The following is a 17208-nucleotide window of genomic DNA, read 5'->3' as shown; positions in this document are numbered from 1 at the left end:
ACCCTGCTCGCCTAGGCTGGTCGGGTGAAGCCGATCTCCCTCCGCCCCAGGCGGCTCACCGCGACCCCGTCGGAACAGTCCGAGCGCAAGGCTCGCGCCGGGTTGGCAGCGGTCGTCGCCGGTTGCATCGCCCTGACGAGTGTCGTCGTCCTGACCGGCGCGGGCAGCGCGACGTCCGGAGTCGGGTTCACCCAGTCCGGGCACTGGGTCTACAACAGTGCGATCGGCCGGATCTTCCACCTGGACGGCGCGACCAAGGACGTCGACGCCGAGGTGAAGCTCGACACGGCCGGTCCCGGTGCGCAGGTGGTGCAGACCGACAAGAACGGGTACGTGCTGTCCGGGTCCCGGATCGATCAGTTCGGCAAGTCCGACCTGACCGTCGCGGAGCCGATCGAGGCGCCGGTCGACGAGCAGCCGGTCGGGCTGGAGGCCGCCGGCGCCGCGTTCGCTGTCTACCCGAAGGCCGGGCACGTCATGCGCCTCGGCGAGAAGCAGGCGGCCGCGTTCCCCGGCGGCCCGCTCGGCGATCCGGTGGTGACGCCGGACGGCACGCTGTGGGTGTTCCGCGCGAGCCAGGGGGATGTCTGTCAGTTGCCGCTCAGCGCGGACCGGATGTCCTGCCCGGCCTCGGTGCCGAAGGGCCACAAGGGTGGGCTGACCGTGCTCGATGACGACGTCGCCTTCGTCGACCTCACCGCCCAGAAGGTGTACCGGTTGAGCAACGACGGCATCGACGAGCGGCTGGATCTCGGCGGCATCGAAGTACCCGACGATGCGCTTGTCGCCGGCAACGACGTCGGCGGCCGGCTGGCGATCGTCGACCCGGGCAAGAGCGTCGTCCACCTGGTCGAGATTGCCAAGGGCAAGCAACCGGCGGCGACGAGCGCACCGATCCGGCGCGGGAAGTACGACAAGGTCGCGTCCTCGGGCGACGGGCTCGCCCTGCTCGACCGGAAGCGCGCCGACCTGGTGACCCTCGACCGCAACGGCCGGGAGGTCTCGCACCAGCAGGTGCCGAGCCGTGCGGTCGCCGGCGAACGCAAGCGGGAGCCGAGCCTCTTCCGCGGCGACGATTCCCGCGTGTACGTCGAGAGCGGCAAGGGCGACCGCGTGGTCGTGGTCGACCGCGACGGACAGACCGAGTCGGTGACGGTCGGCGGCGAACGGCCCGGGCCGGTCCCGACGACCCCAACCCCGACCACCACGCCCAGCAAGACGACCGAGACCCCCAAGGTTCCGGTCAGGAAGACGCCGCCGACCCGCAAGACCCCGCCCAGCAAGACGATCGAGCCCGAGAAGACCACCCCGACCAACCAGGCGACGGCCAGGGCGGGCCTGCCCGGTGCGCCCTCCGCAGTCCGGGTGCGGGCGGTCAGCGGTGCCGCGACGGTGACCTGGCAGGCGGCGGCTCCACATGGCGCGACCATCTCGTCGTACCGGCTGAGCTGGACCGGTGGCTCGATGACGGTGCCGGGGTCGGCCCGGTCGGCGCGGATCACGGACCTGGCCGGGAACACCGGCTACACCATCAGCGTTCGCGCGGTGAACCGCGTCGGCGCCGGTCCCGCGGTCCGGTCGAATCGCGTCCAGTTCAATTGGGGCGTCGCGGAGTCGCCGGGCGGCCTCGCAGTCCGCGGCACCCCCAGCAGCGGGTCACTCGTCCTCGGCTGGAACCGGCCCCAGCTGGGCGAGGGCACCTTCGTCCGGTACGACGTCTCGATGGGCTCGCAGACCCGTACGACGACCGCCGCGCAGCTCACCTGGACCGGGCTGACCGCCGCGACGCGGTACACGTTCACGGTGCGGGCGATCACCCGCTCACCCGACGGCCGGACGCTGACCGGCGAAGCGGCCACCGTGACCGCCACGACGCAGCGCAAGGAGAGCGTGATCGCCTCGCGCGGCGCCGGCGCGGACTACGGGAACTGCGAGCCGCCGGAGTGCGCGTTCATCCTGATCCGGATGTCTGGTCTGCGCCCCGACACCAGGTACGAGATCCACCCGTGGACGACCGAGTGGGGCAACTTCAACCCGGGTGCGACGCTGACCACCGACGAGAAGGGCGGCATGGTCGTCGACGACCGCTTCCCCTGCAACGCGGTCGGCCAGACGGTCTGGGTGACGGTGAAGGCGCCGGACGGGACCACCTACACGTCCAACAAGTTCGTCTGGACGTCGAGTTAGTCCTTGACGGCGAGCACGGCGGCGATCAGGCGTTGCCAGTCGGTGATGTCGTCGGCGGGCTGCGGGTTGCGCCACTCGACGGCCGGGACCAGGCCCGGCTCGAGCACGGTGAAGCCGTCGCCGAACAGCGCGAGGATCTGCTCGTCGGTCCGCCAGCGGCCGCGGCCGAGCGACCCCTGCAGCACCTGCTCGAGCTCCTGGCTGCGCGGGTCGTTCTCACTGCGGAAGTGGCTGATGAACACGTAGCTGCCGGAGACGATCCGGTCGCTCCAGAACTTGACCAGGCCGGCCGGGTCCTCGTCGTCGTTCACGTGGTGCAGGGTCGCGCTGAACACGATCGCGACCGGCTTGGTGAAGTCGATCAGCCGCTGGGTGTCCGGGTGGTCGAAGATCGCCTTCGGCGTCCGCAGGTCGGACTGGATCACGGTGGTGTTCTCGTTCTCGGCCAGCAGCGCGCGGCCGTGGGCGAGCACGATCGGGTCGTTGTCGACGTACACGACCGTGGAGCTCGGGTCGTATCGCTGGGCCACCTGGTGCACGTTGTCCGCGGTCGGCAGCCCGCTGCCGAGGTCGACGAACTGGTGGATCCGGTTGCCCGAGACCAGTTCGCGGATGGCCCGGATCAGCGCCGCGCGGTTGTCCAGCGCGATCTGCTGCGAGCCGGGCAGGTCGTTGATGAACTTGTCCCCGAAGGCGCGGTCGACGGCGAAGTTGTCCTTGCCGCCGAGCAGGTAGTCGTACGTGCGCGCGATGCTCGGCCTGTTCATGTCGAATCCGGGGTACGGCGGCTTCTCTGCCTCGGCCATTCGCGACGGTCCTTCCGATCCGGTGCTGGCGCTCATCACTGTAGGCGATACCGGCACTACGCCGTCGGGGACCCCGGCCTGTCAGCCCCGGCGGCGGTCAGCACGTCGGCCGGGAGCAGCGACCGCAGTTCGTCGGTGGTCGGCATCCGCCCGAGCGTGCTTGCCGTACAACCGCGCGACCGTGGTCTTCCCGGTGCCCGGTGCGCCAGCGAAGATCAGGTGGTGGCTGACCGCGCCGACCGACAGTCCGGCGGTACGGCGCCACTCGTTGACCTGGATTTCGTCCACGAGCGCATGCACTTCGGCCTTCACGCCGGGCAGACCGACCATCGCGTCGAGATCGGCGAGCAACTCGTCGACGGGTCCGCCACCGCCGGCGGCGACGGCATGACTCTCCTCGACCACCTCGACCGTGGCCCCGGCGGCCAGCGCCAACGCGGGCTCCGCCGTGTTCGAGAACCGGCTGCCCTCGATCGTCCCGCCGCAACCCGGCGCGACGGTGATCGCGGAGCCGCGGGTGTCGTGCACGGTCACTCGCCGGATCACCGGTGTGCGGCCGTGGGCGACGCCGATGCCCTCGGCGCCGGTGTGGGCGATCTCGAGGTCGGTGAGCTCCGGCCGGCTGTACTGGTAGATGTAGACGCCGCGGCCGCCGCAGCCGGACACCGTGCCGCCGCGGATGACCGGATCGGCGCCCAGGGCAACGACGATGCCGTCGCCGGAGATGTCCCGGACGGTCGACGGAGACGGCGATGCTCTCCACAGCCCGTACGTCGAGACCGCGCAACGTCAGCGCGCCGTCGACGGCCCGGATGGTCGGCCAGTCGGCGCCGGAAACCGTCGAGGATCACCGTCGCCCCGTCCTCGGCCCGGAGGGTGACCGAACGGCCGGTCAGCTCGAGCGTCTCGGCGTACGTCCCGTCAGCGATCGCGATCGCGGCCCCGTCCGGCGCCTCGAGAAGGGCAGAGCCGATGGTCGGATACGCGGCGGGACGGTCCGGGGCGACGGTGAGCACCCGCATCAGCTGGCCCGTTCTAGGAGCCAGCCGCGGTCGGCGGCCTTTACACCGGCTTGGAAGCGGCTGCGGGCGCCGAGTCTGTTCATGATCTGCGCGACCATCCGCCGGACCGTCCGGACCGAGATGCCGAGCTGGGCCGCGGCGACCTCGTCGGTCGCGCCGAGGGCGAGCAGCCGCAGCATCTCCTGCTCGCGCAGGGACAGGTCGGTGTCGTCCGGCAGGTCGTCGCCTGCCAGCGGTACGGCGTCCGGCCAGATCCGCTCGAACAGCTCGACGGCCGTGGTGACGACACTGGTCAGCCGGAGTACGGCGACGCTGCCGTTCGCCGTGTCCGCGGGCAGCACAGCGATCGAGCCGTCGATCACCAGTGCGTTCATCGGGATGTACGGCATCGTCCGCACCGCGACCCCGGCCAGAGACATCGCCCCCAGGTGCCGGCACGCGGTCGGCGCCGTCCGGGCGGTGTCGGGGTAGATCGCCCGGTACCGCAGGCCGGGCCGCACGTCGCGCGGCCCGAAGGCAGGCCCGGCCGGGGTGAGGTTGCTCATCGCAATCACCTCGTCCTCGGCGGCAGCCAGCAGCTCGGCGATACCGCCGTGGGCAGAGATCTGGTGGAAGGCAGCGGGCAGCATCGTGACAGTCATGTGAGAGGGACCCCCAGAGGTAGCGTGGCGGCGACGCCGTCGGCGTGCCGGCCGTCGAGGCGCTCGGGCTCGGCCCCGAAGGACCGGGCCAGGTTGCTCAGTACGGAGAAGGCCGTGTCGAGGGTGGCCGGGTGTGAGGCGGCCAGCCGCAGTACGGCGTCGTGGCGAGTGGGCAGGTGGTTGATCGGCGGATGCCGTCACCGTGATCGCGATGGTCTGGGCGGCGCCGGTGCCGGTGCCGAGCAGGACTGCGGCCAGCGCCTGCATGTTTGCGGCAGGCAACGAAGCGGATCCGGCCAGCCGGACGCACAGCTGCCGGACCGGCCCGCAGGACCAGGTCGACCAGCAGGACGCCGACCCAGCGGTACAGCCAGAGTCCACGGATGCGGATCGAGGTCAGCGCCACCAGCGAGACCGCTGCTGCCGAGGTCAGAATGAGCGCCGTCCGCGAACCGGCCGTCGCCGCGCCGACTGCGACCACCGCGAACTGCCAGCAGACGATCTGACCGACCCGGATCGACCGGTCCGGACGCTCGACGGTGTCGGTCGCCGGCGCGGGCGCGGGCGGTTGCTCCACCAGCGTGAGTCGCTGCGCCTGCGCCGGCTGGGCGATCGGTGCCGCCGGCAACTTAGGCGGCCAGGGCCGGGCGACCGGGACACCCACCGACGTCTCCTGCGGGACCGCTCTGGTCACCCCGACCTGGACGGCCTCGCGCTGTGGGGCGGCGGCTGCCGCGGCGTGCGGCTTCATGCGACCAGCTCGGCCTTCGACTCGGTGGCGAGCAGCAGCCGGTGCGCGTGGTCGCGGACCACCGGCAGCAGGACGAACCGTCCAGGCGCCGGCTCGGCGACCAGGTTGAGATCCATCAGCAGGTCGACCATCGACTCGACCTCGTCCTGCCCGACGCCGGCGAGCCGGGCGGCCCGGCGCAGGTCGAACTGCGGTGTCGTCGCGATCCGCCGGTAGAACCGCTGCACCGGCCGCGGGAGCGCCTCGTACGCGGTGTCGAACGCCGCCAGCACCTCGGCCAGCGCACGGCACCGGGCCGCGGGGTCGTCGAGCCGGGCCGCCATCCGGGCGACCGTCCACGGCTGCCGGTTGCGCATCCGCTCGACCAGGTGCCGGATCGCGCCGGGATGTCCCTCGCACCAGCGCAGGATCCGCTCGATGTCGGTGAGCCGCTCGGCCTCGTCGGCAGCGAGTACGTCGAGCGTGACGGCGCCGGTGCGGTCGAGGCCGGTCAGGCGGTGCCGACTGATCACGAGGACCAGCGCGTCCGGGTCGTTCGGCAGCAGCCGCCGTACCTGGTCGGCGTGCTCGACGTTGTCCAGGATCAGCAGGCCGGTTGCTGAAGGCAACGAGGTGTCCGTGCGCAGGTCCAGGTAGCGCTGGGTCTCGAAGCCCGAGGCGGCTGCGACCTCGAGGGCGAAGGCGGTCTTGCCGATCCCCGGCATCCCGTCGATCGTCACCACGCCGGTCGCACCCTGCAGAGAACGCAGCTCCGCGGTGCGGCCGACGAAGCCGGGGACCCGCGGCGGCAGGCTCGAGCTCACCGGCGGCGCGATCAGCCGCGACGCCTCCTCGCTCAGGATCTGCTGGTGCAGCGCGGTGAGCTCGGCACCCGGCTCGATCCCGAGATCACGCACGAGAGCGGTCCGGGCCCGTTGGTACGCAGCCAGCGCGTCGTGGCGACGGCCGGTCTTCCGGTACGCCGTCATCAGCCGAGCCCACGCAAGCTCGCGCAGCGGCTCCTCCTCGGTGAGAGCCCGCAGTACGGCGATGGCCTCGGCAGGACATCCGAGCGCGAGCTGCGCGTCGGCCAGGTCCTCGCGCAGGCTGCGCTGGAGCTCGGCGAGGCGGTCGACGGCCGACGTGGCGTCGACGGTCAGGCCGTCGTACGGGCAACCGCGCCACAGGCCGAGCGCGCGCTCGACAATCGCGGCGGCCTCGGCAGCGGCACCGCGGACGAGCAGCTCGCGGACCTCGTCGCGGAAGCCGGCGGCGATGTCGGCGTCCAGCTCGCCCGGCAGCACCCGGACCCGGTACGCGCCGGGACGGCTCTCGATGCGCTCGTCCGGCAGCGCCCGGCGGAGCTGCCAGACGTAGGTCTTCAGGTTGTTCTGCGCCGACGCGGGGATGTCCCGGCCGGCCCACACGGCGTCGACCAGCTGCTCGGTGCTGACCCAAGCGTTGCGGTGCAGCAGCAGCAATGTCAGCACGGTGGCGGGCTTGCCGCCGCAGACGTCGAGCGGGTGTCCGTCCGGGCCGTCGACCTCGAGCGGGCCCAGCACGCGGAAGGACAACCGGGCCGGTGCGTGCGCTGAGTGACCGTTCATGACACATACGATCCGTGCCGACGATGACATTTCGATGACACACGAGGGTGCCGGTGCGCGTACTGGTGGTAGAGGACGACGAGGACCTGCAGGTGGCGGTGCCGGCCGCGCTGCGGTCGGCGGCGCTCGCGGTGGACGTCGCGGGCACCATCGCGGCCGCGGACGAGGCGCTGTGGGTCAACTCCTACGACTGCGTGGTGTTCGACCGGATGCCGGCTCGTCGTCGGGTTCCGGGCACCCGCCGAGCCCGAGGCCGACGGGCTCTACACGATCCGCGACAGCGACGCGTACGCCTGGCCGGAGGTCGCGGTCGAGGGGGTCGGCTGGTGGCCGCTCGACCCGGTCGACCAGGCCAAGACCGGGAAGGCCTCGATCGCCGGCTCCACCGCCGAGATCACCGAGCAGGCCCGGGCCGCGGTCCCGCCGGTCGAGCAGATCGAGGACCCGGAGGTGCCGCCCTCGACCGACGACGGCGGCTCCGACCGGAGCTGGAGCGGCGTCCGGATCCCGCTGCTGTGGATCTTCCTCGGCTCGGCGGCGTTGCTGCTGCTGTGGCTGGCCGGCGTACCGCTGCTGAAGTCGGTGCGGGCGCTCCGACGGCGGCGCCGTACCGGCAGCGCGTCGGTGGTCGGGGCATGGGCCGAAGCCCGCGACCGGCTGCGGGCGCACGGCGTGCCGGTGACCGCCGGTATGACGGTCCGCGACCTGGCACATGCCGCCCGAGAGCTCCCGGACACCGAGCCCGGACTCACCCGCGTCGCCCGAGCGGTGGACCATGCCCTCTGGTCCGGCGGTCCAAGCGGCCCGGATCTCAGCGACCAGGCCTGGACCGGCGTGCGTGACCTCCGCAAGGCGCTCCGATCCCGTCCCTGGACCGACCGACTCCAGGCATCCCTCGAGCTACGGATGCTGTTCAGGCGGTAAGGCATGCCGCAGCGGCCGTCGGGTTCCGGCTCGACGGCCGCTGTGGTGACTGTTCGGCGGACTACGGTGACCTGGTCTGGCGGGCCCTGCCACCGGTTCGTCAGCCGAGAACGGTCTTCTTCTCGTCCCTGCCGACGTGCTCACGTCCGGCCGGAAGGCGTTCGTGAGTCTGGGTGTGGTCGGCTGTTCGTGGCGCCGGGCAGACCGGCCCGCGGTGGATCGGCCCACCGCCCAGCCGCCGGCTCTTCCACTGCTTCTCTTCGTAGTCGTAGTAAGTGTCGACGCCTCCGACTGTCATATATGTCCTCCCGTCAACCCCTGCTCCCCTGCTGGCGGATTCAACACTCCGCTACGAGTGGCCTAGGACACAAGCAATTCCGGAAATCCCCATCGACAAACGGATTCGAACAGCCGGATATGTTCGGTTTCCGCACAAATCTGGGCCAAACCCGTTAAATGCTTGACGTTCGCAGACTGACGGCGTGCGCGGAGAGCCGAACACCATCCGTGACGGCCGCGGCCGTGCCGAAGGTCAGCAGCTCGTGCGACAGCCCACCGTCGACCGGGACCACGGCCTCTCCGGCGGCCAGGTTCACCACGATGCGCACGCTCCCACGGGTGACCACGATCCAGTCGCCGTCGGCGTCGTACGCGATGCCGACCGAGGACAGCCGGTCGTCGCGCAGCTCCGGCGTCCGGGCGCGCAGGGCCAGCAGGTCGCGGTACCAGGCCAGCAGCTCGCGGTGCGGCGACTCGTCCAGCTCGGTCCAGTCGAGGACCGAGCTGTGCCAGGTCTCCGGGTCCTGCGGATCCGGGATCTCGTCGGCGTCCCAGCCGTGGTCCGCGAACTCCCGCCGCCGGCCGGTCCGGACCGCCTCGGCCAGCTCGGGTTCCTCGTGGTCGGTGAAGAACCGCCACGGCGTCGAGGCGCCCCACTCCTCGCCCATGAACAGCATCGGCGTGTACGGCGACGTGATCACCAGCGCGGCCCCGATCGCCAACTGGCCGGGCGTCAGCGCGGGCCGGTCGCCGAGCGCGCGGTTGCCGACCTGGTCGTGGTTCGAGGTGTACGCGAGGAACTCGCCGCCGCGGTGCCGGGCCGGATCGACCGGGCGTCCCCAGTCCTTGCCGCGGAAGGTCGAGTACGACCCGTCGTGGAAGAACACCTGGGTCAGTGTCTTGGCGAACACCCCGGGATCGCCGAAGTCCACGTAGTACCCGGCCCGCTCGCCGGTCAGCAGTGTGTGCAGCGCGTGGTGGAAGTCGTCACTCCACTGCGCGGTCATGCCCAGACCACCCTCGGACACCGGCTCGACCATCCGCGCGTCGTTGAGGTCGGACTCGGCCACCAGCCCCAGCGGCCGCCCGAGCTGCTCCGACAGGTCAGCGGTCTCCGACGACAGCTGGGCCAGCAGGTGCGTCGGACTGTCGTCCGCCAGCGCGTGTACGGCGTCCAGCCGCAGAGCGTCGATGTGGAACGCCCGGAACCACCGCAGTGCGTTGTCGCAGATCCACCGCCGTACCTCGGCGCTGCCGGTGTCGTCGAGGTTGACCGCCGGTCCCCATGGGGTGGTGTGCCGGTCGGTGAAGTACGGCCCGAACTCGCCCAGCCGGTTCCCACTCGGGCCGAGGTGGTTGTAGACCACATCGAGGCAGACCGCCAGGCCTACCTCGTGGCAGCGGTTGACGAACCGCTGCAGCGCCTCCGGCCCGCCGTACGGCTCGTGCACGGCGTACAGGTGCACACCGTCGTACCCCCAGCCGTGCCGTCCGGGAAAGGCGGCGACCGGCATCAGCGAGACCACCTCGACGCCGAGCAGGACCAGGTAGTCGAGGTGCTCGGTCGCCGCGTCCAGCGTGCCCTGCTCGGTGAACGTGCCGATGTGCAGCTCGTAGAACACCGAGCCGCGCACGTCGCGACCCGCCCAGTCGCCGTCCGTCCAGCGGAAGCGGTGCTCGTCGAACACCCTGCTGAAGCCGTGCACCCCGTCCGGCTGCCACGCGCTGCGCGGATCGGGTAGCGGCTCACTCCCGTCCACGGTGAACGCGTAGTCGGTGCCGTGGTGGGCCTCGACGACGTCCCGCACCCACCAGGCGCCGGCCTGGTGCAGCGGCAGACGACCGTCGCGCAGGACCAAGTCGACCGACTCGGCGTTGGGCGCCCAGACGCGGAAGGTGTGCATTCAGCTCCTTACGAGCAGCGCCACCGGAAGATCCTCCAGCAGCTCATGGATCCGGGCTGCTCCACTACCCACCTCGCGGCCGGTCAACACGTTCTTCCACTGACCGCTCGGCAGCACCACCGTGCTGTCACCCCATCCGCCGAGTCGGTACAGCGCAGCCGGCAGGCGGGTCGCGACCGTGATGACCGCGTCACCACGGGCGAAGGCGACCGCGTGGCCGTTGGAGGTCGGGAGCGGCGTGTAGCTGCCGGTGAAGGCCTCCGGGTACTGCCTGCGGAGACGGAGTGCCCGGCTGGTGACCAGCAGCTTCTCGTCAGACAGGTCGTCCGGCTTCGTACCCTCGTCCAGCCGCTGCAGCCGGGCGATCCGGTGCTCGTAGTCCACCGGCCGCCGGTTGTCCGGGTCGACGAGCGACAGGTCGACCAGCTCGGTGCCTTGGTAGACATCCGGTACGCCGGGCATCGTGAGCTGCACCAGCTTCTGGCCGAGCGTGGCCGCTCGGACGAACTCCGTTTGTCCTGCGGCGAAGCGCCGTACCGAGTCCAGGACCGTGGTGTCGGCGAGGACTGCGGTCGTGAAGGCGGCGACGGCGTGCTCGTACTCCTCGTCCGGGGAGGTCCACATGGTGTGGCGCTTGGCTTCGCGGATCGCCTTGAGCAGGTAGGCCTGCAGGCGGTCCTCCGGCAGCGGGCCGTCGTCCCAGGTGCCGAACAGTGTCTGCCAGAACAAGTACTCGGTGCTGCCGTCCAGCAGCGGGCTCCGGTGGTCCTCCGAGAGCCGTCTCCACTCCCGGACCGCCTCCGACCAGGCCGCAGGCTGCTCGGACAGCACACCGAGCCGGGCACGGACGTCCTCGGACCGCTTGGTGTCGTGGGTGGACAGCGTGGTCATCGTCTTCGGCCAGTGCTGGTTCAGCCGGGCCGCGTACGCGTGGAACTCCTCCGGCGTCACACCGAAGTGCTCCGGGTCCCCACCGACCTCGTTGAGCGACGCGAGCCGGAACCACCGGTAGAACGCGGTGTCCTCGACCCCCTTGGCCATCACCGGCCCACACGTCTGCTGGAACCGGACGATCAGCTCGTCCCGCGCGTGCTCGTCGATCGGACTCGTGTCTTTACCGAGCAGCAGGTGCAGCACGACGTCCAGCGTCTCCTGCCGGTCCTCGTCCAGCCTCTCCCGCGCCTTCTCGGCCGCCCGCTCCAACGCGACGACCGCAGTCGGAGACGGCTGCTCCCCCGGTACGACGTACGCCCGGTAGATCTCGAAGTGGACGAGCAGCTCCACGACCACCTCGTGGAACGCTCGCCGCGTGTGGTCGCGCAGCCGGACGTCGTCCTGGCAGATGCGGGCCAGCAGCTCGACGAGCCGGTGCACCTCGGCGTACTGGCCGTGCTTCACGACCTCCCGCTTGGCCTCCTCCACGACCGGACCGAAGTCGGCAGGCTCACCGGTCAGCTCGGAGTGGAACGCCGCCAGCGGCGCAGCACCGGCCGGGTCGACGAAGAGGCCGCCGACGCGCAGCAGGGCGTCGTACCCGGTCGTGCCGGCGCACGGCCAGTCGCGCGGCAGTTCCTCGTCGCCTTCGAGGATCTTCTCGACCACGACCCACGCGCCGCCGGTGCGCTCCGCCAGTCGGCGCAGGTACCCACGCGGGTCGGCCAGGCCGTCCGGGTGGTCGATGCGGAAGCCGTTGAGCTTCCCCTCGTGCAGGAGCTCCAGCAACAGCTCGTGCGTGGCCTCGAAGACCTCCTGCGTCTCCACGCGGACTGCGGCGAGCGTGTCCACGTCGAAGAAGCGCCGGTAGTTCAGCTCCTCGTCAGCGACCCGCCAGTGCGCCAGGCGGTACCACTGCTCGGTCACCAACTCGGCCAGCGGCAGGTCTCTGGTCCCGGGCCGCAGCGGGTACTCGTGGTCGTAGTACCGCAGTACGTCGCCCTCGACCGACAACTCGCCGTCCGCGAGCACCTTGCCGATCCGCTGACCCAGCACGGCCATCAGCAACGGCTGGTTCCCCGCACCCCAGTCCACGTCGAACCACTCCGCGTACGGCGACCCCGGCCCGTCCCGCAGCACCGACCACAGGGCCTTGTTGAGCCGCGCCGGCGTCGGCACCGCGACGTGATTCGGTACGACGTCCGACACCGCGCCCATCCGGTGATCGGCCAGCCGCGCGGCCAGCCGGTCGAACGCAGGGCGTCCCCCGGCCGGTTCGGACAGCCGGCTGTGGTCCACCACGTCGTACCCGTGCATGGATCCGGGCGCGGCCTGGAGGATCGGGGACAGGTAGGCGTGCGAGATCCCGAGGCTCTGCAGGTACGGGACGACCGCCGCTGCGTCGTCGAACCCGAAACCGGCGTGCAGTTGCAGTCGGTAGGTGGCCTGGGGAGCTGAGGTCATTCCGCGGCCTGCCTCGCGCGGGTCAGGACGAGCGTGCTGCGGGACTCCAATCGAATCGTGCTGCCGGCTGCGTGCGGCTCGTCGCCGGCGCCGCCCTGCGCGGTCGTCGTGTCCACGGCGACCGTCCAGCTCTCGCCGTACTCCTTGGGCGGGAGCAGGAAGTCGAGCGGCTCGTGGTTGCTGTTCAGCAGGACCAGGAACGAGTCGTCCACGACCGGCTCACCACGCGGGTCCGGCTCGGAGATCGCATCGCCGTTCAGGAACACCGCGATCGCGCGGGCGTCGTCGCGCTGCCAGTCGCCGTTCTGCATCTCGGTGCCCTTCGGCGTGAACCAGACCAGGTCGCCGAGACCGTCGATGCCGGTGTCGCCGTGGAAGAAGCGGCGGCGGCGCAGGACTGGGTGGTCGTTGCGCAGCTTGACGAGGGCCTGGGTGAAGGCCAGCAGGTCCTTCTGGCCGTCGGTGAGCTTCCAGTCCACCCACGAGATCTCGTTGTCCTGGCAGTAGACGTTGTTGTTGCCGCTCTGGGTCCGGCCGAGCTCGTCACCGTGCGCGATCATCGGCACGCCCTGCGAGATCAGCAGCGTGGTCAGGAAGTTGCGCTGCTGCTTCGCCCGGAGCGCGAGCACCTCGGCGTCGTCGGTCGCGCCCTCGACGCCGCAGTTCCAGGAGCGGTTGTGGCTCTCGCCGTCCTTGCCGCCCTCGCCGTTCGCCTCGTTGTGCTTGTCGTTGTAGGAGACCAGGTCGCGCAGGGTGAAACCATCGTGCGCGGTGATGAAGTTGATGCTGGCCAGCGGGCGGCGGCTGTCGTCCTGGTACAGGTCCGACGAGCCGGTCAGGCGGGAGGCGAACTCGGCCATCGTGTACCGCTCACCACGCCAGAAGTCCCGGACGGTGTCGCGGTACTTGCCGTTCCACTCCGTCCACAGCGGCGGGAAGTTGCCCACCTGGTAGCCGCCGTCGCCGACGTCCCAGGGCTCGGCGATCAGCTTCACCTGGCTCACCACCGGGTCCTGCTGGACCAGGTCGAAGAACGCCGACAGCCGGTCGACCTCGTGGAACTGGCGGGCCAGAGTGGCCGCAAGGTCGAACCGGAACCCGTCGACGCGCATCTCGGTCACCCAGTAGCGCAGCGAGTCCATGATCAGCTGCAGCACGTGCGGGTGCCGCATCAGCAGGCTGTTGCCGGTCCCGGTGGTGTCGTAGTAGTGCCGCTTGTCGGCGTCCACCAGCCGGTAGTACGCCGCGTTGTCGATGCCCTTGAACGACAGCGTCGGGCCGAACTCGTTCCCCTCGGCGGTGTGGTTGTACACCACGTCGAGGATCACCTCGATGTCCGCCTCGTGCAGCGCCTTCACCATCGTCTTGAACTCGGTCACCTGCTGGCCGAGGGTGCCGCCGGCGGCGTAGTCGTTGTGCGGCGCGAAGAAGCCGATGGTGTTGTAGCCCCAGTAGTTCGACAGGCCGCGCTCCTGCAGGTGGCCGTCCTGGGCGAACTGGTGGATCGGCATCAGCTCGATCGCCGACACCCCGAGCTCCTTCAGGTGCTCGACGATCGCCGGGTGCCCGATCCCGGCGTACGTGCCGCGGATCTCCTCCGGCAGCGCCGGGTGGGTCTTGGTGAGGCCCTTCACGTGGGCCTCGTAGATGACGGTCTCGTGGTAGGCGTGCCCCGGCGGGCGGTCGTTGCCCCAGTCGAAGAACGGGTTGGTCACCACCGACAGCATGGTGTGCTCGCGGTTGTCCATCGTGTTCAGCTCGTCCGGCTTGGCGAACCGGTAGCTGAACAGCGACTCGTCCCCGTCGAGCTGGCCGTCGATGGCCTTCGCGTACGGGTCCAGCAGCAGCTTGGACGGGTTGCACCGGTGCCCCTCGGCCGGGTTGTACGGCCCGTGCACCCGGAACCCGTACCTCTGCCCCGGCTGCACCGCCGGCAGGTACCCGTGCCAGACGAAGCCGTCCACCTCGGTCAGCTGCACCAACTGCTCGGCCCCGTCGTCGCCGATCAGGGCCAGGTCTACTCGCTCAGCTACCTCCGAGAACACCGCGAAGTTCGTCCCGGAGCCGTCGTACGTGGCTCCGAGTGGGTAAGGACGGCCAGGCCATTTCTGCACCTGATGACAGTAGCCACCCCACCCCCCAGACCATGCACGCCGGGGCGATTTGCTCCCGACTATTCACCCACCACCCCCCGGTAGGCGCTTCCCGGGCCGTGCCTGCTTCGTCAGCTGTGGTCCGACGGGTCCTCGTAGACGAGCCTCGGCGGGACCCGGTCGTCGTAGACGGGCGACTGGCGGGGCTTTCCTCGCGGTAGGACCGGCGCCAGGGCGTGAAACACTCGGCGGATCGCGTCGTCGTCGTACTCCTCCAGCCTGTCGGTGGCGCGCAGTAGCGCGGCGCCGTAGTCGAGCCGCCGTACCTCCGTGAAGGCTCCGGTGGCCTCCAGCGCCTCGTACCCGCCTAGGCGATCGACGAGCGCCGGCGGACAGACCGTGACCCAGGAGTACCCGCGCAGTACCTCGTCACTCTGGAGCACACCGTGGTCCTCCAACCGGGGCAGGACGACTTCCAGCGCGGTTCTGCCGCCGTCATTGTCGTCGGCGACGTTGCCGAACGAAGCACGAGCACGTTCGGAGAACTCCGCGAGGAAATCGACCAAGGCCTCCTGCACCTGCACCGGAACCGGGACGTCAGCGGTTCGCTCATCGCAGCCGTCCTACGCCAGCGGGCCGCCGGACTCGGCGAGTCGACGAAGGACGGGGATGAGTCTCCCGCGCCGGTGGGCGAGCACCGGCTGACCACTCGGCTCGACCGACGACACGACGAACTCACCCTGCCGGGCCTCCGATGCGATGAAGCTCAGCAGGTCGGACATCGACCGGGAGATCACAGCCTTCCGGTCCTCGTCACGGCCGAAGTTGATGACCTGTCCGGGCTGACCACCAGGTCCCGGAGCGAGGTCCAGGCCCAGGTAGCTGCCCTCCATACTCTCTTTCAGGATCGGCAACCAACCAGCGGCTGTGTACTCCAGTTGAACTGCCTCGGCCGGGACCGACGCGGAGAACATGCGCAGTGCCTGCATGTCCTCGTCGGACGTCTCGTCCCGCAGCGATGACCAATCGGCCCATTCTCGCAAGGACTCCGCCACCCCGAGGAACACCAGCCCGCCGATCGTTCCGCCGCTGGGCTCGGGACCGGCTTCACCGTCGTGTATCCCCCACAATTGCCGCAACTCGGCAGGCAGTTCCGCGCCGACGGCTTCCTCGTACTGATCGACCTGAGCCTCCACCGCAGGCCCCCTCAACGCGGCATCCAAGTCCGGCACAACCCCCCGAAGCCAAGTCCGGTGCACCGCAAAGAACGAATCCAGATTCACCGTGATTACCTCTCACTGATGCCAGATCAAGTGCGGAGTGAACGAGTAGACGTACAGCAACCGACCACAGCGCAGAACCGACAGAACCAGCACCGCACCAGGAAGCAGGCGCCGTTGTCGCGTCAACCAGATGGCGACAGTGGCGAGAACGATGGCGACGACCGCCCCAGCCAACGCCACACCCTGGAGTGCTCCACGCTCATCACTCTCGACCAACCGTGGTCCTCGCTGAACTGTAGGTTGGTGCGATGGGTTACTGGGGCTACCTCGTCGCGACCAAGAGCGACGTACCACTGGATCAACTGGCCGAACTCGCGACTTTCGGCGAAGACTACGTGCGGGTCGAACCACTCCACGACGGCTGGCAACTGGCCTGGGTCGCCGGAGCCAACGTGGACCCGCTGGTCGGCGCCGAGCTCCTCGCCAAAGCCACCGGCCACCCCGTCCTCGCGGCCTTCATCCTCGACAGCGACTGCGGCCCCGTCGCCGCCGCAACCCCCGATGGCCTCACTTGGTCGGGCACCCTCGCCAAGTCCATGGCCATCAACTCCTACGAAATGCCCGACGACGGCATCACCCAAACCGCCGCAGTCGACTCCTTCCTCACCTGGACAACCACAGCCGGCCTCCCCACCAACCAGCCCCTGGTCACCCAAGCCCTCTCCCCAGACGCCACCGCCCCCGAACACCTGCTCACCCTTCTCCTCCAGTCCACCGGAATCGCCCCTCTTCCGCACGACGGTCAGTCGTAGCTTCTCGAGGCAACTGGTATAGGCCTTGTAATGCAAGCGTTTGACGTTCGGGGCCGGGTTCCTGCCGTGGGGCGGGGCTAGTAGGATCTCGCGCTTGTGAAGTCGCCTTCCGCTCGGCGGCCGGTTTTCCTGGACTCGACCGGGCGTCGCCATCGCGCCATCCGGCGCGCCGGTGCGGTTCTCGCCGTACCGGCTGCGGGTTATCTGATCCTCGTGGTCAGCAGCGTGCTCGGTGGACCGAGTCTGGACACGCCGCTGGTTCCACTGCCGGAGGCGGCCAAGCCTGCGCCCAAGAAACCGGCGGTGACGCCTGCTCCGGCCGCCGTACAGTCCGTGCACCCGAGTGAGGCGGCTGTCACCCCGGACAGCACCAGTACGCCGACGCCGAGCGGCACGCCGCAGCCCAGCAGCACGCCGACCGTCCTCCCCACTCCGACGATCACCCCGTCGACCCGGGCGACCGCTTCGCCCACGACTCCGCCTGGCAAGCCCACCGCTCACGTGAGCAACAAGCCGACCACACCGCCTGGTCGGACCAAGTCGCCGTCCAAGCCGTGAGTCCTCGCCCAGCCGCGCGACGCGC

At 70.1% G+C, this 17208-nt stretch carries 15 protein-coding genes; 4 read left to right on the top strand and 11 right to left on the bottom strand.

Going from position 1 to position 17208, the window contains the following annotated elements; all coding sequences use genetic code 11:
* The first annotated feature begins 24 nt into the window (after positions 1-24).
* Entirely contained in the window at positions 25-2187 is a 2163-nt protein-coding gene (locus tag AB0H36_RS07850) for a fibronectin type III domain-containing protein (protein WP_360518316.1), read from the top strand.
* Here AB0H36_RS07850 and AB0H36_RS07845 read toward each other — a convergent pair.
* The 5 genes from AB0H36_RS07845 to AB0H36_RS07825 all read right to left on the bottom strand — a co-directional run bounded on the left by AB0H36_RS07845 (position 2184) and on the right by AB0H36_RS07825 (position 6993).
* Positions 2184-2993 (bottom strand): SAM-dependent methyltransferase, encoded by an 810-nt coding sequence (locus AB0H36_RS07845; protein WP_360518313.1) that lies wholly within the window; start codon positions 2991-2993, stop codon positions 2184-2186. The two genes, AB0H36_RS07850 and AB0H36_RS07845, sit on opposite strands and share 4 nt — an antisense overlap.
* An 81-nt stretch (positions 2994-3074) precedes the next feature.
* A complete protein-coding gene (locus tag AB0H36_RS07840; RefSeq protein ID WP_360518805.1) occupies positions 3075-3674 on the bottom strand; it encodes a right-handed parallel beta-helix repeat-containing protein in 600 nt (199 codons plus the stop codon).
* Between the two features lie 340 nt (positions 3675-4014).
* The gene (locus tag AB0H36_RS07835; protein ID WP_360518310.1) at positions 4015-4656 is read right to left on the bottom strand and encodes a helix-turn-helix transcriptional regulator; all 642 of its coding nucleotides are present in this window, start codon (positions 4654-4656) and stop codon (positions 4015-4017) included.
* Between the two features lie 97 nt (positions 4657-4753).
* Entirely contained in the window at positions 4754-5407 is a 654-nt protein-coding gene (locus tag AB0H36_RS07830) for a hypothetical protein (RefSeq protein WP_360518307.1), read from the bottom strand.
* On the bottom strand, positions 5404-6993 hold the full coding sequence (locus AB0H36_RS07825; RefSeq protein WP_360518304.1) for an AfsR/SARP family transcriptional regulator: 1590 nt from the start codon (positions 6991-6993) through the stop codon (positions 5404-5406). The genes AB0H36_RS07830 and AB0H36_RS07825 overlap by 4 nt, the downstream gene beginning before the upstream one ends.
* Positions 6994-7443: 450 nt before the next feature.
* Between AB0H36_RS07825 and AB0H36_RS07820 the strand changes: the two genes are divergently transcribed.
* Positions 7444-7917 (top strand): DUF4129 domain-containing protein, encoded by a 474-nt coding sequence (locus AB0H36_RS07820; protein ID WP_360518301.1) that lies wholly within the window; start codon positions 7444-7446, stop codon positions 7915-7917.
* 100 nt (positions 7918-8017) lie between these two features.
* Here the strand turns inward: AB0H36_RS07820 and AB0H36_RS07815 are convergent, their stop codons facing one another.
* The 6 genes from AB0H36_RS07815 to AB0H36_RS07790 form a co-directional block, all read right to left on the bottom strand.
* Positions 8018-8215 carry a hypothetical protein gene (locus AB0H36_RS07815; protein ID WP_360518298.1) on the bottom strand — a complete coding sequence of 66 codons (198 nt, stop codon included), beginning with the start codon at positions 8213-8215 and terminating at the stop codon, positions 8018-8020.
* A 154-nt stretch (positions 8216-8369) separates the two neighbouring features.
* Positions 8370-10100 (bottom strand): malto-oligosyltrehalose trehalohydrolase, encoded by a 1731-nt coding sequence (gene treZ / locus AB0H36_RS07810; protein ID WP_360518295.1) that lies wholly within the window; start codon positions 10098-10100, stop codon positions 8370-8372.
* Positions 10101-12497 carry a malto-oligosyltrehalose synthase gene (gene treY / locus AB0H36_RS07805; protein WP_360518292.1) on the bottom strand — a complete coding sequence of 799 codons (2397 nt, stop codon included), beginning with the start codon at positions 12495-12497 and terminating at the stop codon, positions 10101-10103.
* Positions 12494-14611 carry a glycogen debranching protein GlgX gene (gene glgX, locus AB0H36_RS07800; protein WP_360518289.1) on the bottom strand — a complete coding sequence of 706 codons (2118 nt, stop codon included), beginning with the start codon at positions 14609-14611 and terminating at the stop codon, positions 12494-12496. The genes treY and glgX overlap by 4 nt, the downstream gene beginning before the upstream one ends.
* A gap of 110 nt (positions 14612-14721) precedes the next feature.
* Positions 14722-15156: a hypothetical protein gene (locus tag AB0H36_RS07795; RefSeq protein ID WP_360518286.1), complete on the bottom strand. Its 435-nt coding sequence runs from the start codon at positions 15154-15156 to the stop codon at positions 14722-14724.
* 57 nt (positions 15157-15213) lie between these two features.
* Positions 15214-15786, bottom strand: coding sequence for an SMI1/KNR4 family protein (locus AB0H36_RS07790; protein ID WP_360518283.1), 573 nt, complete (start codon positions 15784-15786; stop codon positions 15214-15216).
* 335 nt (positions 15787-16121) lie between these two features.
* Between AB0H36_RS07790 and AB0H36_RS07785 the strand changes: the two genes are divergently transcribed.
* Positions 16122-16625, top strand: coding sequence for a hypothetical protein (locus tag AB0H36_RS07785; RefSeq protein ID WP_360518280.1), 504 nt, complete (start codon positions 16122-16124; stop codon positions 16623-16625).
* A 96-nt stretch (positions 16626-16721) separates the two neighbouring features.
* Positions 16722-17183 (top strand): hypothetical protein, encoded by a 462-nt coding sequence (locus AB0H36_RS07780; RefSeq protein ID WP_360518277.1) that lies wholly within the window; start codon positions 16722-16724, stop codon positions 17181-17183.
* The last annotated feature ends 25 nt before the right edge of the window (positions 17184-17208 follow it).

This window comes from Kribbella sp. NPDC050820, assembly GCF_040653975.1.
GTDB lineage: Bacteria > Actinomycetota > Actinomycetes > Propionibacteriales > Kribbellaceae > Kribbella.
Note: the sequence above shows the minus strand (reverse complement) of the source record. Positions and strands in the feature narration are given on the sequence as shown.

Bases quoted from the DNA above. Each gene is read 5' to 3' on its own strand.
- AB0H36_RS07845 (WP_360518313.1), bottom strand. From the start codon at position 2,993: ATGGCCGAGGCAGAGAAGCCGCCGTACCCCGGATTCGACATGAACAGG.
- AB0H36_RS07835 (WP_360518310.1), bottom strand. From the start codon at position 4,656: ATGACTGTCACGATGCTGCCCGCTGCCTTCCACCAGATCTCTGCCCAC.
- AB0H36_RS07830 (WP_360518307.1), bottom strand. From the start codon at position 5,407: ATGAAGCCGCACGCCGCGGCAGCCGCCGCCCCACAGCGCGAGGCCGTC.
- AB0H36_RS07825 (WP_360518304.1), bottom strand. From the start codon at position 6,993: ATGAACGGTCACTCAGCGCACGCACCGGCCCGGTTGTCCTTCCGCGTG.
- AB0H36_RS07815 (WP_360518298.1), bottom strand. From the start codon at position 8,215: ATGACAGTCGGAGGCGTCGACACTTACTACGACTACGAAGAGAAGCAG.
- treZ (WP_360518295.1), bottom strand. From the start codon at position 10,100: ATGCACACCTTCCGCGTCTGGGCGCCCAACGCCGAGTCGGTCGACTTG.
- treY (WP_360518292.1), bottom strand. From the start codon at position 12,497: ATGACCTCAGCTCCCCAGGCCACCTACCGACTGCAACTGCACGCCGGT.
- AB0H36_RS07785 (WP_360518280.1), top strand. From the start codon at position 16,122: ATGGGTTACTGGGGCTACCTCGTCGCGACCAAGAGCGACGTACCACTG.